The 25,884-nt window shown below is 67.3% G+C and carries 23 protein-coding genes, 2 tRNA genes and 2 pseudogenes; 12 read left to right on the top strand and 15 right to left on the bottom strand.

The features are described 5' to 3' along the window. The first annotated feature begins 13 nt into the window (after positions 1 to 13). Together odhB and lpdA are read left to right on the top strand one after the other, a co-directional pair. Positions 14 to 1,279, top strand: coding sequence for a 2-oxoglutarate dehydrogenase complex dihydrolipoyllysine-residue succinyltransferase (gene odhB, locus HW532_RS07720; protein ID WP_213163829.1), 1,266 nt, complete (start codon positions 14 to 16; stop codon positions 1,277 to 1,279). Positions 1,280 to 1,351: 72 nt separating this feature from the next. After that, positions 1,352 to 2,758, top strand: coding sequence for a dihydrolipoyl dehydrogenase (gene lpdA / locus HW532_RS07715; protein ID WP_213163828.1), 1,407 nt, complete (start codon positions 1,352 to 1,354; stop codon positions 2,756 to 2,758). Positions 2,759 to 2,791: 33 nt separating this feature from the next. Here the strand turns inward: lpdA and HW532_RS07710 are convergent, their stop codons facing one another. From HW532_RS07710 to infC, 7 genes and pseudogenes are all read right to left on the bottom strand, one after another. Further along, complete coding sequence (locus HW532_RS07710) at positions 2,792 to 3,616, bottom strand: sulfite exporter TauE/SafE family protein (RefSeq protein ID WP_213163827.1); 825 nt, start codon at positions 3,614 to 3,616, stop codon at positions 2,792 to 2,794. Positions 3,617 to 3,683: 67 nt separating this feature from the next. After that, positions 3,684 to 4,985, bottom strand: a complete 1,302-nt coding sequence (locus tag HW532_RS07705) for an NAD(P)/FAD-dependent oxidoreductase (RefSeq protein WP_425491951.1) — start codon at positions 4,983 to 4,985, stop codon at positions 3,684 to 3,686. Between the two features lie 119 nt (positions 4,986 to 5,104). Further along, a complete protein-coding gene (pheT, locus tag HW532_RS07700; protein WP_213163825.1) occupies positions 5,105 to 7,507 on the bottom strand; it encodes a phenylalanine--tRNA ligase subunit beta in 2,403 nt (800 codons plus the stop codon). 21 nt (positions 7,508 to 7,528) lie between these two features. Next, a complete protein-coding gene (gene pheS, locus HW532_RS07695; RefSeq protein WP_246479677.1) occupies positions 7,529 to 8,614 on the bottom strand; it encodes a phenylalanine--tRNA ligase subunit alpha in 1,086 nt (361 codons plus the stop codon). Positions 8,615 to 8,759: 145 nt separating this feature from the next. Next, positions 8,760 to 9,113 (bottom strand): 50S ribosomal protein L20, encoded by a 354-nt coding sequence (gene rplT, locus HW532_RS07690; protein ID WP_213163824.1) that lies wholly within the window; start codon positions 9,111 to 9,113, stop codon positions 8,760 to 8,762. Positions 9,114 to 9,156: 43 nt separating this feature from the next. Beyond that, a complete protein-coding gene (gene rpmI, locus HW532_RS07685) occupies positions 9,157 to 9,357 on the bottom strand; it encodes a 50S ribosomal protein L35 (protein WP_213163823.1) in 201 nt (66 codons plus the stop codon). A 286-nt stretch (positions 9,358 to 9,643) separates the two neighbouring features. Further along, positions 9,644 to 10,182, bottom strand: a pseudogene (infC, locus tag HW532_RS07680) (translation initiation factor IF-3). Between the two features lie 180 nt (positions 10,183 to 10,362). Between infC and HW532_RS07675 the strand changes: the two are divergent. Further along, positions 10,363 to 11,187 carry an alpha/beta fold hydrolase gene (locus tag HW532_RS07675; RefSeq protein ID WP_213163822.1) on the top strand — a complete coding sequence of 275 codons (825 nt, stop codon included), beginning with the start codon at positions 10,363 to 10,365 and terminating at the stop codon, positions 11,185 to 11,187. Here the strand turns inward: HW532_RS07675 and HW532_RS07670 are convergent. The 3 genes and pseudogenes from HW532_RS07670 to HW532_RS07660 all read right to left on the bottom strand — a co-directional run bounded on the left by HW532_RS07670 (position 11,142) and on the right by HW532_RS07660 (position 13,841). Continuing rightward, positions 11,142 to 12,020, bottom strand: coding sequence for an SDR family oxidoreductase (locus tag HW532_RS07670; protein WP_213163821.1), 879 nt, complete (start codon positions 12,018 to 12,020; stop codon positions 11,142 to 11,144). The genes HW532_RS07675 and HW532_RS07670 overlap by 46 nt on opposite strands. Continuing rightward, positions 12,017 to 13,134: pseudogene (gene queG / locus HW532_RS07665) on the bottom strand (tRNA epoxyqueuosine(34) reductase QueG). The gene HW532_RS07670 and the pseudogene queG overlap by 4 nt, the downstream one beginning before the upstream one ends. Before the next feature lie 17 nt (positions 13,135 to 13,151). Continuing rightward, entirely contained in the window at positions 13,152 to 13,841 is a 690-nt protein-coding gene (locus HW532_RS07660; protein WP_213163820.1) for a glutathione S-transferase family protein, read from the bottom strand. Between the two features lie 412 nt (positions 13,842 to 14,253). Between HW532_RS07660 and HW532_RS07655 the strand changes: the two genes are divergently transcribed. Beyond that, on the top strand, positions 14,254 to 15,057 hold the full coding sequence (locus HW532_RS07655; protein WP_213163819.1) for an undecaprenyl-diphosphate phosphatase: 804 nt from the start codon (positions 14,254 to 14,256) through the stop codon (positions 15,055 to 15,057). A 146-nt stretch (positions 15,058 to 15,203) separates the two neighbouring features. On the opposite strand, the gene HW532_RS07650 is transcribed toward HW532_RS07655, so the two are convergent. Further along, complete coding sequence (locus tag HW532_RS07650) at positions 15,204 to 16,175, bottom strand: complex I NDUFA9 subunit family protein (RefSeq protein ID WP_213163818.1); 972 nt, start codon at positions 16,173 to 16,175, stop codon at positions 15,204 to 15,206. 248 nt (positions 16,176 to 16,423) lie between these two features. On the opposite strand from HW532_RS07650, the gene HW532_RS07645 reads away from it, so the two are divergent. The 8 genes from HW532_RS07645 (at position 16,424) to ptsN (ending at position 22,480) form a co-directional block, all read left to right on the top strand. After that, positions 16,424 to 16,510 (top strand) — tRNA-Leu (locus HW532_RS07645). 77 nt (positions 16,511 to 16,587) lie between these two features. After that, entirely contained in the window at positions 16,588 to 17,199 is a 612-nt protein-coding gene (locus tag HW532_RS07640; protein WP_213163817.1) for a ribonuclease D, read from the top strand. Positions 17,200 to 17,283: 84 nt separating this feature from the next. After that, positions 17,284 to 17,988, top strand: a complete 705-nt coding sequence (lptC, locus tag HW532_RS07635) for an LPS export ABC transporter periplasmic protein LptC (RefSeq protein ID WP_213163816.1) — start codon at positions 17,284 to 17,286, stop codon at positions 17,986 to 17,988. Positions 17,989 to 18,024: 36 nt separating this feature from the next. Then, positions 18,025 to 18,546: an LptA/OstA family protein gene (locus HW532_RS07630; RefSeq protein ID WP_213163815.1), complete on the top strand. Its 522-nt coding sequence runs from the start codon at positions 18,025 to 18,027 to the stop codon at positions 18,544 to 18,546. A 176-nt stretch (positions 18,547 to 18,722) separates the two neighbouring features. Further along, positions 18,723 to 19,478, top strand: a complete 756-nt coding sequence (lptB, locus tag HW532_RS07625) for an LPS export ABC transporter ATP-binding protein (protein WP_246479669.1) — start codon at positions 18,723 to 18,725, stop codon at positions 19,476 to 19,478. Positions 19,479 to 19,559: 81 nt separating this feature from the next. After that, positions 19,560 to 21,008: an RNA polymerase factor sigma-54 gene (rpoN, locus tag HW532_RS07620; protein WP_213163813.1), complete on the top strand. Its 1,449-nt coding sequence runs from the start codon at positions 19,560 to 19,562 to the stop codon at positions 21,006 to 21,008. A gap of 347 nt (positions 21,009 to 21,355) precedes the next feature. After that, positions 21,356 to 21,943, top strand: coding sequence for a ribosome hibernation-promoting factor, HPF/YfiA family (gene hpf / locus HW532_RS07615; RefSeq protein ID WP_213163812.1), 588 nt, complete (start codon positions 21,356 to 21,358; stop codon positions 21,941 to 21,943). Between the two features lie 63 nt (positions 21,944 to 22,006). Then, on the top strand, positions 22,007 to 22,480 hold the full coding sequence (gene ptsN / locus HW532_RS07610; RefSeq protein WP_213163811.1) for a PTS IIA-like nitrogen regulatory protein PtsN: 474 nt from the start codon (positions 22,007 to 22,009) through the stop codon (positions 22,478 to 22,480). 205 nt (positions 22,481 to 22,685) lie between these two features. Here ptsN and HW532_RS07605 read toward each other — a convergent pair whose 3' ends face one another. The 4 genes from HW532_RS07605 to HW532_RS07590 all read right to left on the bottom strand — a co-directional run bounded on the left by HW532_RS07605 (position 22,686) and on the right by HW532_RS07590 (position 25,769). Beyond that, a complete protein-coding gene (locus HW532_RS07605; RefSeq protein ID WP_246479667.1) occupies positions 22,686 to 22,949 on the bottom strand; it encodes a BQ00720 family protein in 264 nt (87 codons plus the stop codon). 100 nt (positions 22,950 to 23,049) lie between these two features. Then, a complete protein-coding gene (locus tag HW532_RS07600) occupies positions 23,050 to 23,481 on the bottom strand; it encodes an Hsp20 family protein (RefSeq protein ID WP_213163810.1) in 432 nt (143 codons plus the stop codon). A gap of 403 nt (positions 23,482 to 23,884) precedes the next feature. Beyond that, positions 23,885 to 25,462 (bottom strand): ABC-F family ATP-binding cassette domain-containing protein, encoded by a 1,578-nt coding sequence (locus HW532_RS07595; RefSeq protein WP_213163809.1) that lies wholly within the window; start codon positions 25,460 to 25,462, stop codon positions 23,885 to 23,887. Between the two features lie 231 nt (positions 25,463 to 25,693). Next, positions 25,694 to 25,769, bottom strand: a tRNA-Ala gene (locus HW532_RS07590). Positions 25,770 to 25,884 lie beyond the last annotated feature (115 nt).

Raw genomic sequence — 25,884 nt, 5'->3', positions numbered from 1 at the left:
GGAAAGGGCTTAGATGGCGACCGAGATACGTGTTCCAAGCCTTGGCGAGTCGGTGACCGAAGCCACCATCGCCCAGTGGTTCAAGAAGGAGGGCGATGCCGTCCAGGCCGACGAGCCGCTTGTGGAGCTGGAGACCGACAAGGTGACGGTCGAGGTCCCGGCCCCCGCTGCCGGCACCCTGTCGGAGATTTCGGCCAAGGACGGCGATACCGTCGAGGTCGGCGCGCTTCTGGGGGCCATCGCCGAAGGCGCGGCGGCCGCGGCGAGCGAGGCGCCGGCCAAGGAAGAAAAGGCTAAGGAGCCCGCGCCGGAGAAGGCGCCGGAGCCTGAGGCGAAGGCCGAGGAGCCGGAAGAGGCGCCGGCGAAGGCCGAGCCCTCGGGCGACCAGCCGCTGTCTCCGGCGGTGCGCAAGATCGTGGAGGAGGCCAATGTCGACCCCTCCAGGATCGAGGGCTCCGGCAAGGACGGCCGCATCCTGAAGGGCGACGTTCTGGCGTTCCTGGAGAAGGACGAGGGTGGCAAGGCGGAGGCGCCGGCTCAGGCGAAGGCGCCGCGCGCGCCGGTCGCCGAGGACGACGCGTCCCGCGAGGAGCGCGTGCGCATGACGCGCCTGCGCAAAACCATCGCCAGGCGCCTCAAGGACGCCCAGGACACCGCCGCCATGCTGACCACCTTCAACGAGGTGGACATGACCGCCGTCATGGCGCTCAGGAGCGAGTACAAGGATCTCTTCGAGAAGAAGCACGGCGTGAAGCTCGGCTTCATGAGCTTCTTCGTGAAGGCCTGCGTGCACGCGCTGAAAGAGATCCCGGAGGTCAATGCCGAGATCGACGGCGACGATCTGGTCTACAAGAACTACTACCATGTCGGCGTCGCGGTCGGCACGGAGAAGGGCCTCGTCGTGCCGGTGGTGCGCGATGCCGACGCGCTGAGCCTCGCGGAGATCGAGAAGACGATCAACGACTATGCCGCGCGCGCTCGCGACGGCCAGCTCAAGCTGGAGGAGATGCAGGGCGGCACCTTCACCATCTCCAATGGCGGCGTCTACGGATCCCTGATGTCGACGCCGATCCTCAATGCGCCCCAGTCGGGCATTCTCGGCATGCACAAGATCCAGCAGCGGCCCATGGCGGTCGACGGCGAGATCAAGCTCAGGCCGATGATGTATCTGGCGCTGTCCTACGACCATCGCATCGTCGACGGCCGCGAGGCGGTGACCTTCCTCGTGCGCATCAAGGACACGCTCGAACAGCCCCAGCGGCTGATGCTCGATCTCTAGCGGACCCCTATCGCTTCGCCGCGACCCCCGCGGCTCACGGCGTCCCGCACGACCCGGACGGAAAGGCACGTTATGGCGGACAGCTTCGACCTCATCGTCATCGGAACCGGCCCCGGCGGCTATGTCTGCGCGATCCGCGCGGCGCAGCTCGGCCTGAAGGTGGCGGTGGTGGAGAAACGCGCGACCTTCGGCGGTACCTGCCTCAATGTGGGGTGCATTCCCTCCAAGGCGATGCTCCATGCCTCCGAGATGTATGACGAGGCGGCCAACAGGCTCGGCGACATGGGGATCGGCCTCAACAAGCCGAAGCTCGACCTGAAGAAGATGCTCGCCTTCAAGGACGAGGGTGTGGACGGCAACGTCAAGGGCGTCGCCTTCCTGTTCAAGAAGAACAAGATCGAGACCGTCCAGGGCACGGGCAAGATCGTCGCCAAGGGCAAGGTCGAGGTCACGCCCGAAAAGGGCGACAAGAAGACGCTGGAGGCGAAGAATATCGTCATCGCGACGGGCTCCGACATTGCGCGGCTGCCCGGCGTCGAGATCGACGAGAAGCAGGTCGTCTCCTCCACCGGCGCGCTGGCGCTCGACAAGGTGCCGGGCAAGCTCGTCGTCATCGGCGGCGGCTATATCGGGCTCGAGCTCGGCTCCGTGTGGAGCCGTCTCGGCGCGGAGGTGACGGTCGTGGAGTTCCTCGACCGGATCACGCCCGGCATGGATGGCGAGGTGTCGAAGACCTTCCAGCGCATCCTGAAGAAGCAGGGCTTCACCTTCATGCTCTCCACCAAGGTGACGAAGGTGGAGACGCAGAAGAAGGGCGTGACGGTCACGGTGGAGCCGGCCAAGGGCGGCGATGCCCAGACGCTGGAGGCCGATACGGTGCTCGTCTCCATCGGCCGCGTGCCCTATACGGAGGGCTTGGGGCTTGAGGATGTCGGCGTGAAGACCGACGACAAGGGCCGCGTCGAGGTCGACGACCATTTCAAGACCAGCGTCGACGGCATCTACGCCATCGGCGACGTGATCGCCGGCCCCATGCTCGCCCACAAGGCCGAGGACGAGGGCGTGGCGCTTGCCGAGATCGTCGCGGGCCAGGCTGGGCACGTGAATTACGGTGTCATCCCCGGCGTCGTCTATACCGCGCCCGAGGTCGCCTATGTCGGCAAGACCGAGGAGGAACTCAAGGAGGCGGGCGTCGACTACAAGGTCGGCAAGTTCCCCTTCACCGCCAATGGCCGCGCCAAGGTCAACCACACGACCGACGGCTTCGTGAAGGTGCTTGCGGATGCCAAGACCGACAAGGTTCTCGGCGTTCACATCATCGGGGCCAATGCGGGCGAGATGATCCACGAGGCGGCCGTGCTCATGGAATTCGAAGGCTCCGCGGAGGATCTCGCGCGTACCTGCCACGCCCATCCCACCCTGTCGGAGGCCGTCAAGGAAGCCGCCCTCGCCGTGGCCGACCGCGCCATCCACATGTAGGGACCCCCGCGTCGGCGTATTGCGTGCTGTCCCCTAGAAGGACTGGATCAGGTCCAGCACCATGCGTGCCGCGGTGAGGCCGAGGAAGAGGCCGAAGGCGAGCCGGAGCGCGCGTTGCGGGATGGCGTGGGCGATGCGCACGCCGAGCCGGGCGAACAGGACGGTGAGCGGCGTGATGATCGCCGCCGCCAGGAGGTTGACATAGCCCAGCGAGTAGGGCGGCAGGCCCTCGCTGCCGAAGCCGGTGATCATGTACACGATCGCGCCCGGCAGCGCGATGATCAGGCCGATCGCGGCGGACGTGCCGACCGCCTTGCGGATATCGTAGCCAAGGATGTTCAGGAGCGGCACGCAGACCGTGCCGCCGCCAATGCCCATCATCGCAGAGATCGCGCCGGCGACCACGCCGAAGCCCGCCCAGACGGGTTTGGAGAAGCTGCGGGGCGTGGTCCCGTCCTTCTGCTTGCGCAGCAGCATGTCGAGCGCGACCGCGGCGGCCACCGCGGCGAACACGCCCATCAGGACGCGCCCGTCGATCAGTCCGCCGAAGCTGGAGCCGGCGAGCACGCCGACCAGCAGCGAGGGTGCCCACAGCTTCAGCAGCTTGAAGTCGACGGCGCCGCGCTGATAGTGCCCGTGCGCGGAGCTCAGCGAGGTGAAGATGATCGAGGCGAGGGAGGTGCCGACCGACACCTGCATGACCAGCCCCGGCTCCATCCCGGTGAGCGAGAGCGCGAAATAGAGCGCGGGCACGATGACGATGCCGCCGCCCACGCCGAGCAGGCCGGCGAGCACGCCGCCCCCGATTCCCGCTGCGACCGCAACGGACAGCAGCGTCACTATCGTTCCCTGATCCATGCTCTCCGTCCGTTACGTCGTGTCCTGAACCGACCTTGCAATCCGGCTCGCCCGGCTCGACCGATTGTCAGGCGGTCCCGCCGAAGCGTTTCAGGCTGAATGGGGCCGGGTCGACGATGGGCTCGTCGCCGGTCACCAGATCGGCCATCAGCCGGCCCGCGCCGGGGCCGAGGCCGAAACCGTGGCCGGAGAAGCCGGTGGCGATGTGGAAACCCGGCAGCGTGTCGAGCGAGGAGATCACCGGCACGGTGTCGGGCGTGGCGTCGATCAGCCCGGCCCAGCTTTCCGCGACGCGCGCGGTCTCGAACGCCGGAAAGGCGCGCTTCAGATTGGCGAAGGCCTCGTCCAGAATGTGCTTCTGAGGCGAGGGGTCGAGGATGCGCACCGCCTCGAACGGCGTCGCCTCGTCGAGCGACCAGCGCGTCTTCATCCGCCATTCCTCCAGGAAGCGGCGGTTGAGGCGCAGGCGCAGGCTCCGCCGCTCGTCGCGGATCTGGGGGATGAAGGCGAGCAGGAAGCGGAAGCTGTCGGGCACGATCTCCGCCACCGTCACGCCGCCATGGGCGACCGTGTAGCCGCCGTCGTCGCGCTTGCGGAACGAGAAGCCGGGGCCCCAGGCCGACGGCGCCGGCCCGTTCTCGACCGGCGTGGTGCGCATGACGGAGGACAAGAGCTTGAGCTGCGGCAGGGTGATTCCGAGATTGCGGCAGAAGACGCGCGACCATGCGCCGCCCGCCAGAACGGCGGAGGAGCAGGCGATGCGCCCCTTCTCCGTCACGACGGCGGAGACGCGCCCGCCCGAGGTCTCGATGCCGCGCACGGCGCAGCCCGTGGCGATATGGGCGCCGGCCTTGCGGGCGCCGAGCGCGATGGCGGGCGCCGCCTTGAAGGGTTCCGCGCGCCCGTCGCTGGGCGTGTAGAGCGCGCCGGCCCAGGCCTTCGCCGTGCCCGGCATGAGCTCTGCCACCTCCTCGCCCGTGATGAGCCGGGAATCGAGCTGGTAGGCGCGCGCGTGCTCCATCCATTTGGCGCGCTCGTCCAGCGCCTTGCGGTCCTCGCAGAGATAGAGGATGCCGGTCTGCCTGAAGCCGGTCTCCTCGCCGGTCATCTCGTCCATGCGCCGCCACAGGTCGAGCGACTCCACGATCAGCGGGATCTCGCGGGGATCGCGCCCCATCTGCCGGCACCAGCCCCAGTTCCGGCTCGATTGCTCCGCGCCGATGAGGCCCTTTTCGCAGAGCGCGACGGAGACGCCCTTGCGGGCGAGGAAGAGGGCGGTGGAGACGCCGGCGATACCGCCGCCGATAACGACGGTGTCGACCGCCTCGGGAAGGCGCTCGTCGGAGGGCACGGCGGCAAGGCCGGAGATCATGGGGGGCTGGTCCTGTTCGGCTGGATAGAGAGGATATGGCAAACCATAGCCCGCCGCCGCCATGCAGGAAAGCCCCCCTTCGCCCGCCGCCGCCTCGACAGGGGAGGGGGAGAGGTCTAGCCCCTCAGCGTGCCGCCCGTCGCCTTCTCCACCTGCGCGACGATGCGCCTGGAGACGGCCTCGATATCCTCCTCGGTGAGCGTGCGCTCGCGCGGCTGCAGCGTGACCGCGATGGCAAGCGACTTCTTTCCCGCGCCGAAGGCGGCGTCCGCGTCCGCGCCCTCGAACAGGTCGAAGACCGACACATCGGCGATGAGCTGCTTGTCGGCGCCCCGGGCCGCGCGGATGACCTTGTCGGCCTCCACCGCCGCATCGACCACGAAGGCGAAGTCGCGGGTGAGCGGCATGAGGTCGGACAGGTCGAGCGCCGCACGCGTCGCCCCCTTGGTGCGCGGCTCGGGGATCGCGCCCAGATTCGCCTCGAAGGCGACCAGCGGCCCCTTCACGTCGAGCGCGTCGAGAATGCGCGGATGGATCTCGCCGAACCAGGCGAGCGGGTTCTTCGGCCCCAGACGCAGCGTCCCGGAGCGGCCCGGATGGAACCAGGAGGGCGCCTCCGCCACGATCTGGAGATTGTCGACCGGCGCGCCGCAGGCCTCCAGAACGGCCAGCGCGTCGGCCTTGGCGTCGAAGGCGTCGACGGGCCGCCGGCCGCCGTCCCAATGGCGCGCGACCGTCATGCCGCGGCGCATGCCGGCGGCGCGAACGGTCTCGTCGCCGGGCCTGTCGCCGGCATAGGCGGGGCCGATCTCGAACAGGCGCACCTCGTCGAAGCCGCGCGCCATGTTCCGCCCGACCGCCGCGGCGAGCGTGGCGAGGATGGAGGGCCGCATATCGGTGAGCTCGCTGGAGATCGGGTTGGCGAGCTTGAGCTCCGCCTGCCCGCCGCCGAACAGCTCCGCGTCGCGCGCCGGCAGGAACGACCATGTGACGGCCTCGTTGAGCCCCCGCGCGGCCAGCACGCGGCGCGCCGTGCGCACGCGGCGCTGGCCGGTCGTGAGCACGGGCCGGGCCACCGCGTGGGCGCGCGGCATGGCGGTGAAGGGCACGTTGTCGAGCCCGGCGATGCGGCAGACCTCCTCCACGAGATCGGCCTCGCCATGGACGTCCGGGCGCCAGGACGGCACCGCGCAGTCGAGCCCGTCCCCCGTCTCGGTCACCGCGAAACCCAGCGCATGCAGGATGCGCTTCTGCTCGGCAAGGTCCATGTCGAGCCCGCCGAGCGTGCGCACCCGGTCCTTGCGCAGCGTGAAGCTGCGGGCGGTGTCGGGAGGCTCGCCGGCGGAGACGATCTCGGAGGCCTCGCCGCCGCACAGTTCGAGGATCATGGCCGTGGCGAGCTCGATGCCGTCCCTGACGAAGAGCGGATCGACGCCGCGCTCGAAGCGGTAGCGGGCATCCGACTGGACGCCGAGCAGCCGGCCGGTGAGCGCGGTGCGGACGGGATCGAACAGCGCGGCCTCGAGGAAGACGTTGACCGTCTCTTCGGTGCAGCCGGAATGCTCGCCGCCGATGATGCCGCCGAGGCTTTCCGCCTCCCGGTCGTCGGCGACGACCGCCATGCCGGGCTGAAGCGTGTAGGTGCGCCCGTCGAGCGCCAGCAGCGCCTCGCCGTCGCGCGCGGAGCGCACGGTGATGTTGCCGGCCACCTTGTCGGCGTCGAAGACGTGCAGCGGGCGGGCATAGGCGAAGGTGATGTAGTTGGTGATGTCGACCAGCGTGGAGATCGGCCTGAGGCCGATAGCCCTCAGCCGCTGCTGCAGCCAGGCCGGCGAGGGGCCGTTCTTCACGCCGCGGAAATAGCGGCCGAGAAAGAGCGGGCAGCTCTCCGGCACGTCGATCCCGACGCCGATGGGCGAGGCGAAGCGACCCTCATATTCGGGCACGTCGAGCAGCTTCAGCGTGCCGATCCCCTTCGCCGCGAGATCGCGGGCGATGCCGTAGATGCCGAGCGCGTCCGGCCGGTTGGGCGTGATCGCGACATCGATCACCGGATCGTCGAGCCCGAGGGCTGTGGCCGCCGGTGTGCCGACCGGAATGTCGCCCTCCAGATCGATGATGCCCTCATGGTCCTCCGAGATCAGGAGCTCGCGTTCCGAACACAGCATGCCGTTCGATTCGACGCCGCGGATCTCCGCCTTCTTCAGGTCGATGCCGGTTCCGGGAATATGCGTGCCGGACGGCGCGAAGACGCCCCTCATGCCGGTGCGGGCATTGGGCGCGCCGCACACGACCTGCACGACGCCCTCGGCGGTTTCCACGTCGCACACCCTGAGCCGGTCGGCATTGGGGTGCTGACGGGCTTCCAGCACATAGGCGACGGTGAAGGGCGCGAGCGCCCCGGTCATGTCCGTGACGCTCTCGACCTCCAGGCCGCAGCCGATCAGCGCGTCCACGATCTCCTCGACCGAGGCATCGGTCTCCAGATAATCCTTGAGCCAGCCTAGCGTGAATTTCATCGTTCTCTCGTCCCGTCTCGGTCAGCTCAGGCCGCGCGCCAGCGTCGGCGTGTCGAAGGCGGAGAAGCCGTAATGCCGGAGCCACCTCAGATCCGCCTCGAAGAAGGCGCGCAGGTCGGGGATGCCGTATTTGAGCATGGCGAGCCGGTCGAGCCCCATGCCGAAGGCAAAGCCCTGATAGCGCTCCGGATCGACGCCGGAGGCGGTCAGCACATTCGGGTGCACCATGCCGGACCCCAGGATCTCCAGCCAGTCGTCACCCTCGCCGATGCGGATCTGGCCCTTCTCGAAGGCGCAGCCGATATCGACCTCCATGGAGGGTTCGGTGAAGGGGAAATGCGAGGCGCGGAAGCGCATCTTCACGTCCTCGACCTCGAAGAACGCCTTGCAGAACTCCGCCAGCACCCATTTGAGATGGCCGAGATGGGTGGTCTCGTCGATCACCAGCCCCTCGATCTGGTGGAACATGGGCGTGTGGGTCTGGTCGGAATCGCAGCGGAAGGTGCGCCCCGGCGCGATGATGCGGATCGGCGGCTCCTCAGCCTGCATGGTGCGGATCTGCACGGGCGAGGTGTGGGTGCGCAGCACCATGCGCTCGCCGTCCTCGCGCTCGTTGAAATAGAAGGTGTCGTGCTCCTGGCGCGCGGGATGCTCCGGCGGGATGTTGAGCGCGGTGAAGTTGTGGAAGTCGTCCTCGATATGGGGGCCTTCGGCCACCGCGAAGCCCAGATCGGCGAAGATCTCCACCACCTCGTCATAGACGCGGCTCACCGGGTGGATCGTGCCGCGCGGCTCCGGGCGCACCGGCAGGGTGACGTCGACGCGCTCGCTGGCCAGCCGGGCTTCCAGCGCCATCTCCTTCAGCGCGTCGCGGCGCTTCGCGATCGCCTCGTTGACGCGGGTCTTCACGCCATTGAGGAGCGGCCCCATGACCTGGCGCTCCTCCGGGCTCATGCGGCCGAGGCCCTTCAACTGTTCCGATATGCGGCCCTTCTTGCCGAGCGCGGAGACGCGGACGGCCTCGAGCGCCTGCTCGTCGGCGGCCTCGGCGATGGCGTCCAGGATCTCCTGCTCGAGCTTTTCGATATCGGTCACGGCGCTGTCCATCGCGCTCTCCCCTTGCTTCAACCTTTCACCTTCCGGAAACGACAAAGCCGGGCGGCCATGCACACAAAGCCGCACGCGGCGAGAGTGGCATGGGGCCCGGCCAGGTCCGGTGAAACCGTCGCTTGTGCCTTGCGGGAGGCGTCTCTTAAAGAGCGGCCTTGGCCTGATCGACCAGCGCCTTGAACGCCTCGGGCTCGCGCACGGCGAGATCGGCCAGCACCTTGCGGTCGATCTCGATACCGGCCTTGTCGAGCCCGTTGATAAATCGGCCGTAGGTCAGGCCGTTGCCGCGGGCGGCCGCGTTGATGCGCTGGATCCACAGCGCGCGGAACGACCGCTTGCGCCGGCGCCGGTCGCGATAGGCGTACTGCCCGGCCTTCTCCACCGCCTGCTTGGCTGTGCGGAAGGCGTTCTTGCGGCGGCCGTAATAGCCGGCGGCCTTCTTGATAACCTTGTGGTGGCGGGCATGGCCCGTCACACCGCGCTTCACTCGTGCCATGTCAGATCTCCGTCACTCTCGACTTTGTCCAGGGGATGTCCGCTCAGTTCCCGTAGGGGAGGAACTTGCGCACCATCTGCGCGTCGCATTCGTGAAGAATGGTCGTGCCGCGCAACTGACGGATCTGCTTGGGAGTGCGCTTGATCATGCCGTGGCTTTTGTAGGCTTGCTTGGCGCGCACCTTGCCCGTGCCGGTGAAGCGGAAGCGCTTCTTGGCGGAGGCCTTGCTCTTGAGCTTGGGCATTTTGCTTCCTTTCCGAAATAACGATCGGCCGGCACACCCGGCGCTTCCCGGTCGGGGAAGCGGGTCCTTCATGGAAGGAACGGCCAGCCTGGCGAAGCAGTCGGAGCCGACACGGCATGCCCGTGACTGTAGCCGGACGGCTCGATGCGGGGCGGGTTATAGGCCGAGCCCGCCGGCAATGCAAGGGGTTGCGGCCTTGCGGGCGGCGATGGATCGCGGAAAACGAAAGCCGGCCGCGAGGGGCCGGCTTCCAGTCCTGCTTGCGATGGCCCGATCAGGTCCGCACTCAGCGCGGCGCGAGCACCATGATCATCTGGCGGCCTTCCATCTTGGGTGCGAATTCCACCTTGGCGAGGTCGTCCACGTCTTCGCGTACGCGATCCAGGAGCTTCAGGCCCAGATTCTGGTGCGCCATCTCGCGGCCACGGAACCGCAGCGTCACCTTCACCTTGTCGCCCTCTTCGAAGAAGCGCCGCATCGACCGCATCTTCACGTCGTAATCGTGCGTGTCGATGTTCGGGCGCATCTTGATTTCCTTGACCTCGATGGTCCTCTGCTTCTTGCGCGCTTCCGCAGCCCGCTTCTGGGATTCGTACTTGTACTTTCCGAGATCGAGGACCTTGCAGACGGGGGACTGGCGCCGGGCGAGACCTCGACCAGATCGAGTCCCGACTCGTCGGCGATCGCAATCCCCTCCTCGACGCTCATGACCCCGCGGTTGGCTCCCTCGTGGTCGATAACCTGAATCTCACGGGCCTGGATGCGCTCATTGGCGCGCGGTCCCTCGTCGCGAGTCGGCGGCGCCTTGAATGGTCTACGTGCGATGTTCCTGTCTCCTTTCCTCTACGATGGCCGCCGGCGGGCTCGGTTGCACCTGTCTTGCGGGCCGGCCGGCCTCGAAACACCTGCTGTTCATGTGGTCTATGAATCTTGAAGTTGGAAGTGCAAGTCAAGCAAACGATTGCCCGACAGCCCCAGCCCATCATAGCGTCGACGGTCGAGACCATGACAGACCAGCAACAATATCACGAAGTCCGCCCGGGCACACGCCTTGCCGTGCGATGCGACGGAACGGCCGTGGCGGGGCGCTGCGGCCTGTTCTGGCTCGGCGGCTTCAAGTCGGCCATGAGCGGCGAGAAGGCGACCGTCCTGGCCGCCCGCGCCGCCGCCGAGGGGCGCCATACGGTGCGGTTCGACTATTCGGGCCACGGCGCCTCGGACGGGCGTTTCGAGGATGGCACGATCTCGCTGTGGCTCGAGGAGGCGGCCGCGGTCTTCACAGCCCATGCCGCAGGCCCGCGCGTGCTCGTCGGCTCCAGCATGGGGGCCTGGCTCGCCCTGCTGCTCGCCGCGCGCCTGCCGCCCGGCCGCGTTCGGGGCCTCGTCCTGCTGGCGCCGGCGGCGGACATGACGGAGGCGCTGATCTGGCGGACCGCGCCTGAGGAGATGCGCGAGGCGATTCTCCGGCAGGGGGTCTGGATGCGCCCGTCGCGCTATGGCGACGGGCCCTATCCGATCACGCGCGCGCTCATCGAGGACGGGCGCCGCCATCTGATGCTCGATGCCGGCATGGCCGCCCCCTGGCCCGTCAGGATCCTGCATGGCGAGGACGATCCGGACGTGCCGTGGCGCCACGGGCTCGACCTCTATCGCGCGCTCGCGGGCGGGGATGTGACGTTCACCCTCGTCAAGGGCGGCGACCATCGCCTGTCCCGGCGCGGCGACATCGAACTCATGTGCGAGACGGCGGAGGCGCTGTGCCGGCGCGCGGACGAGGGCGCCGGTCAGGCCGCCACCGACGAGAGCAGCGCGCCGAGCCCCTCCCGGTAGGTGGGGTAAGAGAGGCTGTAGCCGAGCTCGCGCTTGATGCGCGCATTGGCGACGCGCTTGTTGTCGGCATAGAAGCTCGCCGCCATCGCCGACAGCCCGGCCTCCTCGAAGGGGATCTCCGGCGGCGGCTCGACGCCGAGCAGCCGGGCGGCATGGGCGATCACGTCCTGCGGCGGGCAGGCCTCGTCGTCGCACACATTATAGGCGGTGCCGGGGGCCGGCCGGGCGATGGAGGCGGCGAGCACGCCGGCAATGTCGTCGACATGGATACGGCTGAAGACCTGGCCCGGCTTGACGATCCGCCGGGCGCGGCCGCTTGCGACCTGCTCCAGCGCATTGCGGCCCGGCCCGTATATGCCGGCGAGCCGGAAGATGTGGACGGGAACGCCGCGTGTGCCGTGAAGCGCGAGCCAGTCGTTCTCCGCGGCAAGCCTCCTGTGCCCGCGCGCTGTGTCGGGGGTGAGGGCGGAGCGCTCGTCCACCCATCCCCCGTCGCGATTGCCGTAGACGCCGGTCGTCGACAGGTAGCCGAGCCACCGGAGCTCGCCGGCGCGCTCCGCGATAGCCTCGCCGAAGAGCCGCGCGACCGGGCAGCCCTCGCCGTCCGGCGGCACGGAGACGAGGATATGGGTCGCGGTGGCGAGCGCCCCGGCGACCGCCGTCCCGTCGGGGTTGGCGGTGTCGAGCGGCACGGGCGCGATGCCGGCGGCCGCGAGCGGGTGCGCCGCCTCCGGGGTCCGGCAGGTGCCGGTGACCGTCCAACCGCTGGCGAGGAGGGTCCGGGCCAGCGCCTGGGCGCTGAAGCCCGCGCCGAAGCAGAACAGGTGGCTCATGCGATCCTCCTCCATTCGGCCAGAACGGCCGCATCCGTCTCGGCGGGCATATGGTGTGCCGCGAGCGCGGAACAATGCTCCGCCGGCGCAAGCTCGCCGAGCGCCCACACCCCATGGCGCGCACCAGCGCCGAGGCATCGCCGAGACGCCGCTCCGCGCAGGCCGCAAGGGCCGGGTCGCCCGAATTGCCGATGGCGATCAGCACATTGCGCACGAAGCGGTCCCGCCCGGTGCGCTTGACCGGCGAGGCGCGGAAGAGCTCGCGGAACGCCGCGTCGTCGAGCTCGGCGAGATCGGCGAGGCGGGGCCCGCGCAGCGCGTCTCGGGCTGAGAGCTTCGCCTCGTGCCCGGCCCGGGCGAACTTGTTCCACGGGCATACCGCCAGGCAATCGTCGCAGCCATAGATCCTGTTGCCCATGGGCTTGCGGTACTCGAGCGGGATATGGCCCCTGTGCTCGATGGTGAGATACGAGATGCAGCGCCGCGCATCGAGCTCGTAAGGGGCCGGAAAGGCGTCGGTCGGGCAGATGTCGAGGCAGGCGCGGCAGCGGCCGCAATGGTCGGTCTCCGGCGCATCGGGCGCGATCTCGGCGCTGGTCAGGATCGCGCCGAGGAACAGCCAGGAACCGAAATCGCGCGAGACGAGATTGGTGTGCTTGCCCTGCCAGCCGAGGGCGGCGGCCTGGGCGAGCGGCTTCTCCATGAGCGGCGCGGTGTCGACGAACACCTTGACCTCGGCGCCCTCGGTCTCCGCGAGCCAGCGCGCCACGCGCTTCAGCCGCTTCTTGACGATGTCGTGGTAGTCGTGGCCGAGCGCATAGACGGAGATCACGCCGCGGGCCCTGTCCTCAAGGCGCGCGAGCGGATCCATGTCGGGGCCGTAATTCATGCCCAGCATGATGGCGCTGCGGGCATCCGGCCACAGCGCGGTGGGGCTCGCCCGCCGCTCCGCCGTCTCCGCCATCCAGGTCATGTCGCCATGCCGGCCCTGGGCGACGAAGCGCTCCAGCGCCTGCCCGGCATGGGGAATGGCGTCGGCGGCGGCGAAGCCCACCGTGTCGAACCCTTCCTTCAGGGCGCGGTCGCGAATGGTCTGTTTCAGCGCCTGCGTCATGGCGCGCGGACGATACCTCAGAAATCGAGATCCGCATAAAACCGCGGCGGCGGCATGCCGCGAATGTGGTCGGCGAGCAGCGGGCGGAAGCAGGGTCTGGACTTGATGCGCTGGTACCACTGCTTGGCTGCGGCGTTCTCGCTCCAGGGCACGTCGCCCAGATAGTCGATGCAGGAGAGATGCGCCGCCGCGGCGAGATCGGCATGGGTCAGCCGGTCGCCGGCCAGCCAGTTCCGCGCCTCCGACAGGAAGCCGATATAGTCGAGATGGTGGCGGATATTGTTGAGGCCGACGCGTACCGCCTTCATGTGGGGCGCGCCGCCGCCCTGTCCCGGCTTGGCGAAGCGCTTCTCCACCTTCTCGCCGAGCACGAGCCGGCCGACCTCGCGATGGAACCGGATGTCGAACCAGGCGACGAGGCGGCGCGTCTCCGCGCGCTCGGCGGGTGTCTCGCCGAGGAGCGTGACCCGGTTCCTCGCGCCGCGCGTCTCCTCCAGATATTCCGAAAGCGCCTCGATGCCGGCGATCACCGTGCGGTCGTCGTCGACCATGACGGGCAGCGCGCCCGCCGGGTTGAGGGCGAGAAAGCCCTCGCGCTGTTCCCAGGGGCGCTCCTCCACCAGCTCGGCATCGGCGCCATATTCGCCGAGCGCCAGCCTGATGCGGCGGGAAAACGGATCGAGCGGAAAGTGGTAGAGCTTGGGCATTCAGGGTCCGTGCATGCCGTCTGGTCGCCGGATGGTGTCGTGGTCTGCCCCCCGCACGTATCCGCGCCGGCGAGGTCTGTCGCGGATCGTGGCGCCGCCAGTATGCGTCAAAGAGGCCGGCGGAGGCTATCGGGCATGTGCGCGCTGATGCCAGCGGAATACGGCCAGATCGTGTCGCCCCTGCCCGGAAACGGCCATATGGACGGTCCATCTCCGCAATGCGCTGCCATGTTGCCGCGCCTGCCGCCGCCGATATAGAAGTCTTCAGGGGGAGGCGGCAAGCGATTCGGCTCTCTGGCTGCACCGGCCCGCGCCCCCACCCGGCCATCCCTGGCAAGCATGATCTCATGGGTGGCCGGGTGGGGGTGCGGGCCGGCGCAGCAACCCGAAAACAGAAAAGGTTCGGGGTTCCGTGACAATCGAGCAGGTCATCATCCTCGCGCTGATCCAGGGGCTCACCGAGTTCCTGCCGATCAGCTCCAGCGCGCATCTCAACCTCGTTCACCTCCTCACGGTGCTGCCGGACGAGGGCCCGCTGATCGATGTGGCGATCCATGTGGGCAGCCTCCTTGCGGTGATGATCTATTTCTGGCGCGACGTGCTGGAGCTCGCGATGGGGCTCCTCGACCTCCTGCGCGGGCGGCTCACGGCGCGCGCGCGGCTGCTGCTCTATCTCGCCGCGGCGACGGTGCCCATCGTCGTGGTGGGCTTCCTCGTCATGAGCTCCGGCCTGCTCGACAGCGTGCGCACGCTCGCCGTCATCGCCTGGGCCAATCTGGTCTTCGCCGTGCTGCTCTACATCGCCGACCGCGGCGGTGCGCTCGACCGGCGGATGAAGGACATGGGCTGGGGCGATGCCATACTGGTCGGCCTCTCGCAGATCTTCTCCATCCTGCCGGGCGCGAGCCGGTCGGGGGTGACCATGACCATGGCGCGCTGGCTCGGCTACGAGCGCACGGAGGCGGCGCGGTTCTCCATGCTGCTGTCGATCCCGACCATTCTTGGCGCCGGTCTCGCCATCGGCGTGGAGCTCGCGCGCAGCGGCGATGTCGCGCTGCAGGCCGGCGCCGTGATGGGGGCGGGGCTGAGCTTCGTCGCCGCGCTCGCCTCGATCGCTGCCATGATGGCGCTCCTGCGGCGCACGAGCATGCTGGTCTTCGTGCTCTACAGGGTGGCACTCGGCATCGTGCTGCTGGGCGTGCTCTATATGGGCTGAGTAGTGTCTTTTGCTGCAGCGGCCCCGGCCCGCTCCCCCGCCCGGCCACCCACGGGATCATGATTTATGGGTGGCCGGGTGGGGGAGCGGGCCGGTGCCGTTCTAAACGCAAGGACTCGTGGGGGAGCGGGCCGGTGCGGGCGCCGCTAGTCCCGCTGGGGCGGTTCGTACTGTCCCGTGCGGCGGAAGCGGACGAGATAGTCCGGCACGATGGCCTCGATGGCGCGCGGGGCGATGTCGAAGGCTTCGAAGGTGCGGTGCTCGTTCAGGGCCGCGTCGCCGACCACATTGTCCCGCTCCAGCATGGTCACCTGGTCGACGGTCAGGAGCGGGTTGGGCAGGAGCTGGAGGAGGCTCGCCTGGAGCCGCGCGAGCCGGAACGGGACCGGCATGAGGACGCGCTTGCGCCGGATGGTCTTCAGCATGAACTCCATGAGCTCCCGGAAGGTCAGGACCTCCGGGCCGCCGAGCTCGTAGGGCTTGCCGCCGGTCTCCGCGCCGTCCACGACCGCGGCCGCCGCCCTGGCGATGTCGCCCACGAAGACGGGCTGGAAGCGCGTGTGGCCTCCGCCGATGAGCGGCAGGACGGGCGAGAAGCGGGCCATGGCGGCGAATCGGTTGAAGAAGGAATCCTCCGGGCCGAACACGATGGAGGGCCGGAACACGGTCGCCTCCGGGAACTCCTGGCGCACGCGGGCCTCGCCCTCGGCCTTGGTGCGGCCGTATTCGGCCGGCGATTCGGGGTCGGCGCCGATGGCGGAGACATGGAGCATGGTCTTCGCGCCGGCCTCGCGGGCGGCGCGGGCCACCGCCTCCGCGCCGAAGACATGGACCGCCTCGAAGGTCTGCCGTCCGGACGGGGCGAGGACGCCCACCAGATTGATGACCGCGTCGGCGCCGGCGCAGGCCGCCGCGACCGATGCGGGATAGCGTACATTCGCCTGGACCGGCATGATCTGGCCGACCATGCCGAGCGGCAGGAGGTGGCCGGCCGTGTCCGGGCGGCGCACGCCGACGCGGATCCTGTAACCGCGCTTGGCCAGCGCGCGCACGATATGGCTGCCGAGGAAACCGGAGCCGCCGATGATGGTTACCAGCTTGTCGGACGTCTGGGCCACTTTGCGAGGATCCTCATTCAAGTCTTGCCGCCCGGGCCGTGCCGCGTGCCGACGGGGCCCGGGGTGTCTGTTCGCCTTGTCCGGCGTTTTACCGGTCTCGCGCGAGAATGCAATGCTCGTGCGCCGCCAGCAACCGCCAAGCGGGCCTTGAGACGCTCTGTCGTGGGGCGGGCGGAAACGATCGGCGGGGAATGTTGCGAGACGAGTTGACAATGATGCCCGGATGCCACTATGTCATCGCCCACGATGCCCAGGTGGCGGAATTGGTAGACGCGCTAGCTTCAGGTGCTAGTGGGGGCAACCCCGTGGAAGTTCGAGTCTTCTCCTGGGCACCATGTTTTCTCACGCTCTCCGGCGATGGCGGGCCGAGCCGCCGGCTCCGGAGCGCCTCTGCCGAGGCAGTCCGGCAGCCATGAAGATCACGCTCCATAAGGGCGACATCCCCGCATCACTGGATCTTGGCGCTGCCGTGGCGGTCGACACCGAGACGCTCGGGCTGAACCCGCATCGCGACCGCCTGTGCCTCGTCCAGCTCTCCAGCGGCGACGGCACGGCCCATCTGGTCCAGATCGATCCGACGCGCTTCGAGGCGCCCAATCTGAAGGCCATGCTGGAGGACGAGGGCGTGGTGAAGCTGTTCCACTATGCCCGCTTCGACGTCGCCGTGCTCCGCCATTATCTGGGCGCGGATACGAGGCCGGTGTACTGTACGAAGATCGCCTCCAAGCTCGTGCGCACCTATACCGACCGCCACGGGCTGAAGGATCTGTGCCGAGAGCTGCTCGGGGTGGATCTGTCCAAGCAGCAGCAGAGCTCCGACTGGGGCGCTGAGGAACTGACGAAGGCGCAGCAGCACTATGCGGCCTCCGACGTGCTCTATCTGCACGAGCTGAAAGCCCGGCTCGACGGGCTGCTGGAGCGCGAGGGGCGGGCGGAAATTGCCGCCGCCTGCTTCGGTTTTCTGCCTGTCCGCGCAACGCTTGACCTTGCCGGATGGAGCGAAGAGGACATATTTACACATTAGTCCGGTGCAGATTTGCACGGAAAGCTCGTGTAACGGGCCGCGTCGGCGCCGCGGGATATCGGGAATATCCGGGCAGGCGAGGGGATGCGGCGTTCAGGCGGTCTCGACATGGTTGCGACCAATCCGCAGGTGAAGACACCTCATTCCGCGTCCGCGCCGGACAGGCGGACGCCTGCGGCCGGCCGTACGGGCGGGATGATCCGGCGGGCCCGCTTCATGGCATGGGCGCTGACGGCGGCGCTTGTCGGGCTGGTCGTCTTCTTCCTCGTCCAGCTCGGCATGTTCGACGGGACCGTGCCGAAGATGCCGGCGGAGGACCGGGCGACGCCGCCGGCCGACAGCCTGGAGATCCAGAAGCCGCGCTTCACGGGCTTCGACCGGGAGAACCAGGCCTATGAGGTGACCGCCAAGAGCGCACGCCAGAGCGAGACGGAGCCCAATATCGTCTACCTCGAAGCGGTGCGCGGCGAGCTGAAGCTCAAGGGCAGCGGCGACCTCCTGGCGATCGTCGCCGACGACGGTGTCTATGACAGCGAGAGCGACACGCTCGACCTGTCCGGCAATGTCCGGCTCACCAGCACCGGGCAGTATACCGCCCAGCTCGACAAGGCGCAGATCCTGCTCAAGAACTGGCGTCTGCGCTCCGAGGAGCCCGTCGACGTGGTGTTCTCCGACGGGACGATTCATGCCCGGGGCATCGAGATCTGGGATGACGGGCGGAAGATTCTGTTCTTGAATACGGTGCGCGGGACGGTCTCGGGCGACAGGGGCAAGCAGGACTCGCAGTGAGGCATGATGTGGGATAGATCGTCCGCAGGGGGCTCGATGAGAGGCAAGACGCATTTCGCACCGGTGGCTCTGGTTGCCGGATTGTGCGCGCTCGGCATGGCGCTTCCGGCGGGGCTTGCCGGCCCGGCCGCGGCGCAGGCCGTCGACACGACGGGTCTCAAGGAGGCCGGCAATACGGCCAGGACCGTCGATTTCGCCGCCGACAGCATGAAGGTGGATCGCGACAAGGAGCACATCGTGCTCAACGGCCATGTCGAGGCCACGCGCGGCAAGGTGAACCTGACGAGCAACGAACTCGTGGTCGAATATGTGGACTCGCTCAACAACGCGAAGTTCCTCAATGCCAAGGGCAATGTGGTCATCACCAGCGGCGACCAGGTGATCCGCGGCCAGTGGGCGCGGATGGACGTGGATGCGAATACGGTCACGCTGGGCGACGACGTCGAGGTGACGCAGGGCGACACCGTGCTGACGGGCAAGAAGCTCTTCATCAATCTCGATACCGGCGAAAGCCAGATGACGGGCGGGCGCGTCAAGGGCCGGTTCATCCCGGAATGATGCACGGCAGACGCCGTCCGGCCCGGGAGACAGTGCCCGGCCGCGGGCGGCTTCACCAAAAATTAATCTAACCGGGCGGTAATGACGTGGAACGGAGCGACTTGGGCAAACTTGGTGTGAGATCCGGAGGCAACGGTCACCGCGGCGCTGAGCACTATGTGGAGGAGTTCCTCCAGGTGGAGCCCACCGAGGAGGAACGGGCCGCCGACGCTCAGGGCCTTGTCGCGCACTCGCTCGGCAAGAGCTACAAACGCCGTCCCGTTGTGCGCGGTGTCTCTCTCTCCGTTCGACGAGGCGAGGCTGTGGGACTTCTGGGGCCCAACGGCGCGGGCAAGACCACGGTATTCTACATGATTACCGGTCTGATCGCCGCCGATTACGGGTCCATAGAGCTCGACGGGGACGATATCACGCATCTGCCGATGTATCGCCGGGCACGGCTCGGCATCGGCTATCTGCCCCAGGAAGCATCCGTATTCCGCGGCCTCACGGTGGAGGAGAACATTCGTGCCATCCTGGAGCTGACGGAGCGCAGCCGGGACAAGCGCGAAAGCGTCCTTAGAGGGCTGCTCGATGAATTTGCGATCGCACATTTGCGAAGTACGCCGGCTGTGGCACTATCTGGTGGCGAGCGCCGACGAGTTGAAATTGCGCGAGCCCTGGCAGCCAGACCTCGTTTCATGCTCCTCGACGAGCCCTTCGCCGGGATTGACCCCATTGCGATCGGTGATATACGCGAACTGGTGCGTCACCTCACCGCTCGGGGAATCGGGGTGCTTATTACAGATCACAACGTGCGAGAAACGCTCGAACTCATCGACAGAGCCCTCATCATTCACGAAGGTCGGGTCCTGATGGAGGGTGAGCCGGACGAGATCGTCCGCAACAGGGAGGTTCGGCGGCTCTATCTCGGCGAGCAATTCACGCTGTAGGATGCCGGCCGACGGTGTCCAGGCCATGGCCGCGCCGTCGCGATATGCCGGACCGCCGATACCGCCGGCCGATCACAGGCGATGGCACTGAAGCCGACGCTCGAACTGCGCCAGGGACAGACCCTGGTCATGACGCCGCAGTTGCAGCAGGCGATCCGCCTGTTGCAGATGTCGAATCTCGACCTCTCCGCCTATGTGGAAACCGAGCTGGAGCGCAATCCGCTCCTGGAAAGCGACGAGACTGTCGCGGACGCGCCGGCCGAGCCTGCGGAGGCGGCGGCCCCGGACGACGCGCGCGAGGGCACGGAGACGCCGGCCGGCGACACGGGCGAGACCTATGGCTCCGGCGATGCGGGCGCGCCCTACGGCGAGAGCGGCGATCCGGGCTGGAGCTCGCTGAGGCCGTCCGGGCAGGCCGGCGGCGAGACGGGGCTCGAGGCCACGGTCAGCCATCAGATCACCCTGGCGGAATATCTCTCCGAACAGCTTGCCATCGCCATCACCGACCCGTCCGACCGGCTGATCGGCGTCCATCTGATCGGCATGCTCGACGATGCGGGCTACCTGGCCGCCGATATCGACACCGTCGCGCAGACGCTCGGCGCCTCGCGCGAGGCGGTGGAGCGGGTGCTGGGCACCATGCAGCAATGCGACCCGCCCGGCGTGTTCGCGCGCAATCTCAAGGAGTGCCTGGCGATCCAGCTTGTGGAGCAGGACCGCTACGATCCCGCCATGGCCGCGCTGGTCGACAATCTGGAGCTCCTCGCCCGGCGCGATTTCGCGGCGCTGAGGAAGGTCTGCGGCGTCGACATGGACGACCTGAAGGCGATGGTGGCGGAGCTGCGCCGGCTGAACCCCAAGCCCGGCAACGCCTACGGATCGGTCGTCGTGCATCCCGTCGTGCCGGATGTCTTCGTGCGCGCCGCGCCGGACGGGTCCTGGATCGTGGAGCTGAACAGCGAGACCCTGCCGCGCGTGCTGATCAACAACCAGTATTACGCGAATGTCAGCCGCACCGCGCGCGAGGAGGACAAGGTCTATCTGTCGGAGTGCTACGCCAATGCCAACTGGCTGGTGAAGAGCCTGGAGCAGCGGGCGCGCACGATCCTCAAGGTCGCGCGCGAGATCGTGCGCCAGCAGGACGCCTTCCTGGTGCACGGCGTGGAACATCTGCGCCCGCTCAATCTGCGGACCGTCGCGGATGCCATCGAGATGCACGAATCCACGGTCAGCCGCGTCACCGCCAACAAATATGTCTCCACCCCGCGCGGCATCTTCGAGCTGAAATACTTCTTCACCGCCGCGATTGCGTCGGCGGAGGGCGGCGAGGCCCATTCCGCGGAGGCCGTCCGTCACCGGATCAAGGCGCTCATCGACGCGGAGAAGCCGGGTGAGATCCTGTCCGACGACCGGATCGTGGAACTCCTGCGCGCGACGGGAATCGATATTGCGCGGCGGACGGTGGCCAAGTACCGCGAGGCGCTGGGGATTCCGTCGTCCGTACAACGTAGGCGGGAAAAAAATATCTAGACTTTTTCAAAAGTTGAATTTTTTCCGTCAATCCATTGGGCCCCATCGCGAATTTGACGTTGCGCCGCGCGGCGGCCGCCATCACATATCGCTCAGGCGTCACAATTTATTCACAGGGGTGGCGCGCAGGGCGTTGACTTGATGGCACGCCCTCACTAGGTTCGCCCCCACCGCCGAATGGTGGGGAGCCCGTTCAGGATCGGGCCTTCCCGAGCCGGTCAACGAAGTCGTTGGAGTGTGAACCACTCAGGTGTGAGCCACATCAGGTGTGAACCACAATGCCGGGCGGATCGCAGAAGCAAGACGCTCTGTAACGAAGTCCAACACGGCGGCCGCGTTAAAAGCCCATGCAGATTCAGATCATCGGAAAGAATTTCGACGTCGGCGATGCCCTGCGTACGCATATCGAGCACCGGCTCGAAGGCGATGTCGGCAAGTATTTCGACGGTACGGTGAACGCCCTGGTCACCGTGGAGAAGGAGCGCAGCATGTTCCAGACGGACTGCACGCTTCATCTCACGACGGGCATCACCCTGCATACGAGCGCCCAGGCGTCGGACGCGCGCGTCAGCTTCGACCAGGCGGCGGACCGTTTGGAGAAGAGGCTCAGGCGCTACAAGCGGCGGCTCAAGGACCATCATGCCCACAGGCGCGAGCCGGTGGAGAGCTTCGAGGCGACGCGGTTCGTGATCGCCGCCGCCGGGGAGGAGAGCAACGAGCCGCCGGATCTCAATCCGGTCGTCATTGCCGAGGATACCGCCCAGCTCAACGAGCTGACGGTGGGCGAGGCCGTGATGCAGCTCGACATTTCCGATGCGCCCGTCGTTCTGTTCCGCAACGCCGCCCATGGCGGGTTGAATGTCGTCTATCGCCGGGACGACGGGAATATCGGTTGGATCGATCCCAGCGCGCTGAGCGCCCGGGGGGCGGCTTAGGTCCGCCGACCGTATCCCTCGCAAGGGGCCGGATATCCGGCACACTAGGTGAAGGACAATCCCATGGTTCAGCTGTCTGACATACTTCCGGCCGACGGCATCGTGCCGTCGCTGAAGGCCAGCAGCAAGAAACAGGCGCTCCAGGAGCTGTCCCAGCTCGCCGGGCGCCTTGCAGACCTCGACACGCGCACCGTGTTCGAGACGCTCCTGCAACGCGAACGCCTCGGATCGACCGGCCTCGGGCAGGGAATCGCCATTCCGCACGGCAAGTTCGCCGGCCTCGACCGCCTCTATGGCGTCTTCGCGCGGCTTGCCCATCCCATCGAGTTCGACGCGGTGGACGACCAGCCCGTCGATCTGGTCTTCCTGCTCCTGGCGCCGGAAAGCGCCGGCGCGGACCATCTCAAGGCGCTGGCCCGGATCTCGCGCCTGCTGCGCGATCCCGCCATCGTGGCCAAGCTCAGGGGATCGGACAGCGCAGGCGCGCTCTATTCCATCCTCACAGAGCCCGCCGCCTCGGCCTCGCACGCCGCCTGAAGGGCGTCTCCTGTCTGATTCTGCGGCACCGGCCCGCTCCCCCACCCGGCCTGCCGGACTGAACGAACACCCCTGAGCCGGTCGCGGCCCAGGGGTGTTGTCTTGTCGGATGCGGCGATGCGGTCCGGCCGGGCGCTGGCGCACCGGTCCCGGCCATCGGGGAGGAGGGGGCGGCGGCGGCTCTCTGTCGGGCCGCAAGCCGGTGTCAGTGAACGGAAATGGCTTCCAGATCGTGCTCGAACGCGTTGGCGAGCGCCCCTTCGCGGCTGTCGGCGATGGCCATGGGCGTGCCATCTGCGGAATAGAGCGCGAACAATGTGGTGTCGGCGGGAACGTCCACCGAGGAGCCGAGCAGCTCCGCGGCCTTGTCGATCTCGATCTCGCGCACATAGCCGATCTCGCCGCCGCCCAGCGAGGCGAGCTCCGTCGTGCTCATGATCGCATTCTCTCTACTCAGAACGACACTCATCACAAACTCCTTCTGAGAAACGGCCGCGCCCGGGGCGCCACCGTCGTGCCCGCGCCACCGGTTTGTGGCCGTCGGGCATATGTCTCGTCGTCCGGCATGGTCAGCTATCCAGCCCGTTGATCGCGATCTTGCGGACCACGCGCTCCGGTTCCGGCCGCTCCAGGTCGATCGACAGAAGCCCGTTGTCGAGCGAGGCGTCGACGACGTCCATGCCTTCCGCGAGGACAAAGGCGCGCTGGAACTGGCGGGCGGCGATGCCGCGGTGCAGATAGGCCTTGTCGGCCTCCTCCGCCTGCTTGCCGCGAATGACGAGCTGGTTGTCTTCCAGGATGATCTCGAGCTCCTCGCGGCGGAACCCCGCGACCGCGAGCGTGATGCGAAGGCGCTCGGCCGCGCCGTCTTCCGCCGGCAGACGCTCGATATTGTACGGCGGATAGCCGTCTCCGGACGTCTTGGAGACCCGGTCCAGCATCCGCTCCACCTCGTCGAAGCCCACAAGCAGCGGGCTCGAGAAAACAGACACGCGAGACATGTGCAAAGCCCTTGTAAAGCAGCTTCTCGACATCCGTGTCCGGCGGACGGGCCCCATCGGCCCCGAACCCGCCGATGGCCCATAGTCGGCACCATCGCACACGGATGCCATTAATATGGCCTGCACGCCCCTGCATTCAAGACATGAGAAGAGGCGGACCGCCGGTTTCGGGGTCCATGCGAACCGACCCGTCGCGCATTGCGCGGGCCGTTCCGGATATCTGGCAGGATTGCCGGGGTGGCCCATGTCGCTCAGCTCGTCCTGTCAGCGCCATCCAGGGTGCTCATTTTCCATAGAGTAGGTCACTGAAACGCGCAGGCCTTTCCTGAATCGGCCGATAGCCTTTCACCCGGTCTATGCGGCCGTTCGCGGCGACGGTTCGGCGAAGACAAAGCCGTCATTGCTATAGTTGAACAACCCTGTCCGGTTTGAGCGATTTGAGGAACGTCTGATCGTGGCTCACGACCAGGACCGCTCCATCATAAGCCGTCAGCGCCGCTTCCAAGGCTTCGATGCCGTCAAGATCAAGGTGGTTGGTCGGCTCGTCCAGAATCAGCAATGCGGGTGGCGGAGTGCCGCCAAGGGCGCAGGCCAGACCACCGCGCAGCCGCTCGCCCCCGCTCAGATTGCCCGCGAGGCGCAGGGCGTCATCCGCGCGGAACCCGAAGCGTGCCAAAGCCGCATGGGCCGTATGCGTAGTCATGGCAGGGTACGCCCTCAGGACATTCTCGCGCAGGCTCAGCTCGGTATCGAGCAAGCCGACATGCTGATCCAGCATTGCGAATGCGACGGAGCGGTCCACCTGTCCCCGCTGGGATGTGAGCTGACCGGTGATCAGCTTGAGAAGCGTGGTCTTTCCACTGCCGTTCGGGCCGGCGATGACGATCCGCTCGGGGCCGGTGACGGTCAGTGACAGATCGCGGATCGTCGGGCAGTCCGGATCGTGCCCGCCCGTCACATGATCCAGCCGCAGAACGGTTTTTCCGAGGGGGAGGCCGGTCGGTGCGATCTCCATGCGAAGGGGCTCCAATATCTCGACCTTTTCGCGTGCGGCCGCAAGTGTCTCCTCTGCCGCATCGCGCCGGGCTTCGCGCAGATGGGCACCCGCGCCGCGCGACGCTTCGGCTCGATCCTTGGCAGCATCCATGAGGGCTTTCGGTTGATCGCCTTTCGCCCGTGCCTTGCGTCCGGCACTGTCCTTGCGGGCCTTGCGCTCGACCGCCTGCTGTGCACGACGTGCGGCCTCGGTGCGGGTCTTTTCGGCATGGTTCAAGTCGCGCGTCGCTGCCTCCAGCTCGGTATTCTTTTGCTGCCGAAAGGCGGTGTAGTTGCCACCATATCGGGTCGCGCCAAGCGACGTGAGTTCGACGATGGCGTCCATTTCCTCCAGAAGCCCCCGGTCGTGGCTCGCGACGATCGCGCCGCCCTTCCAGGTGCCGATGAGATCGATCACGGCCCTGCGTCCGTCCCGGTCGAGGTTGTTTGTCGGCTCATCCAGCAGCAGGAAATCGGCCTCTGCCAAGATCAGCGCGGCCAGGGCCGCCCTGGTGCGCTGTCCGCCGGAAAGCGTGGCAAGCAGGGTCTGCGGCTCGGCCGACAAGCCACATCTGGCAAGCACGGCGTCAATCCGGGCGGGCAGCGTCCAGTCGGCTTCGGCCAGATCATCGACCGTGGCCTCGCCCGCCTCGGCGCGGTCGAGCAGGTCGAGCGCCCCTCGCACTGCGAAAAGATCGGCTACGGTCTCGTCGGGATGCTCCATGGTATCCTGGCGCATCATGGCAATGGACCCAGCCGCACCGATCTGCCCCGACATCGGGCTCAGATGGCCCGCGATCAGGTGCAGGAGCGTGCTTTTGCCGGTGCCGTTTCGTCCAACGATACCGGTGCGCTCAGGGCCGAAGGTCAGGTTGAGATCGGAGAAAAGCGGTGTGCCGTCAGGCGTGAACCAGGACAGGCCGGAAAGGGAAACGGATGCAGGCATGGGACAGGACTTCTCGCAGCGAAACCGGTGGGGCGGAGGCGGCGATGGTCATGTCCATGTCGAGTGCATCTCCTATGCTGCAATGGCGTTTACTTGGTTGTGTTCCCGCGCCTTCGCAAGAAGGGGGCGCAGCCAACCTTCGACGCGCGATCCACAAAGGTCCGGTTCGACCTCAAAGGAATCTTCTGTGCCTGGAAAGGAAGATCTATGTGGCACGCGCCGCGGGGAAATTGGTGGAGCCAGGCGGAATCGAACCGCCGACCTCTTGAATGCCATTCAAGCGCTCTCCCAACTGAGCTATGGCCCCACACGTCTCGCAGATCGCAGGCGCCGGGCGGTTTCGTTGGGACCCGGTGCCGATCTCGCGACGCATGTTTAAGGCTGCGCCGCGCAATGATCAAGCATAAGTTTTCGACTTTTCG

The organism is Kaustia mangrovi (assembly GCF_015482775.1).
GTDB classification, from domain to species: Bacteria; Pseudomonadota; Alphaproteobacteria; order Rhizobiales; family Im1; genus Kaustia; species Kaustia mangrovi.
This window is presented reverse-complemented; position numbering and strand designations above follow the sequence as displayed.

Bases quoted from the DNA above. Each gene is read 5' to 3' on its own strand.
- odhB (WP_213163829.1), top strand. From the start codon at position 14: ATGGCGACCGAGATACGTGTTCCAAGCCTTGGCGAGTCGGTGACCGAA.
- lpdA (WP_213163828.1), top strand. From the start codon at position 1,352: ATGGCGGACAGCTTCGACCTCATCGTCATCGGAACCGGCCCCGGCGGC.
- HW532_RS07710 (WP_213163827.1), bottom strand. From the start codon at position 3,616: ATGGATCAGGGAACGATAGTGACGCTGCTGTCCGTTGCGGTCGCAGCG.
- pheT (WP_213163825.1), bottom strand. From the start codon at position 7,507: ATGAAATTCACGCTAGGCTGGCTCAAGGATTATCTGGAGACCGATGCC.
- pheS (WP_246479677.1), bottom strand. From the start codon at position 8,614: ATGGACAGCGCCGTGACCGATATCGAAAAGCTCGAGCAGGAGATCCTG.
- rplT (WP_213163824.1), bottom strand. From the start codon at position 9,113: ATGGCACGAGTGAAGCGCGGTGTGACGGGCCATGCCCGCCACCACAAG.
- rpmI (WP_213163823.1), bottom strand. From the start codon at position 9,357: ATGCCCAAGCTCAAGAGCAAGGCCTCCGCCAAGAAGCGCTTCCGCTTC.
- HW532_RS07675 (WP_213163822.1), top strand. From the start codon at position 10,363: ATGACAGACCAGCAACAATATCACGAAGTCCGCCCGGGCACACGCCTT.
- HW532_RS07670 (WP_213163821.1), bottom strand. From the start codon at position 12,020: ATGAGCCACCTGTTCTGCTTCGGCGCGGGCTTCAGCGCCCAGGCGCTG.
- HW532_RS07660 (WP_213163820.1), bottom strand. From the start codon at position 13,841: ATGCCCAAGCTCTACCACTTTCCGCTCGATCCGTTTTCCCGCCGCATC.
- HW532_RS07640 (WP_213163817.1), top strand. From the start codon at position 16,588: ATGAAGATCACGCTCCATAAGGGCGACATCCCCGCATCACTGGATCTT.
- lptC (WP_213163816.1), top strand. From the start codon at position 17,284: ATGCGGCGTTCAGGCGGTCTCGACATGGTTGCGACCAATCCGCAGGTG.
- HW532_RS07630 (WP_213163815.1), top strand. From the start codon at position 18,025: ATGAGAGGCAAGACGCATTTCGCACCGGTGGCTCTGGTTGCCGGATTG.
- rpoN (WP_213163813.1), top strand. From the start codon at position 19,560: ATGGCACTGAAGCCGACGCTCGAACTGCGCCAGGGACAGACCCTGGTC.
- hpf (WP_213163812.1), top strand. From the start codon at position 21,356: ATGCAGATTCAGATCATCGGAAAGAATTTCGACGTCGGCGATGCCCTG.
- ptsN (WP_213163811.1), top strand. From the start codon at position 22,007: ATGGTTCAGCTGTCTGACATACTTCCGGCCGACGGCATCGTGCCGTCG.
- HW532_RS07605 (WP_246479667.1), bottom strand. From the start codon at position 22,949: ATGAGTGTCGTTCTGAGTAGAGAGAATGCGATCATGAGCACGACGGAG.
- HW532_RS07600 (WP_213163810.1), bottom strand. From the start codon at position 23,481: ATGTCTCGCGTGTCTGTTTTCTCGAGCCCGCTGCTTGTGGGCTTCGAC.
- HW532_RS07595 (WP_213163809.1), bottom strand. From the start codon at position 25,462: ATGCCTGCATCCGTTTCCCTTTCCGGCCTGTCCTGGTTCACGCCTGAC.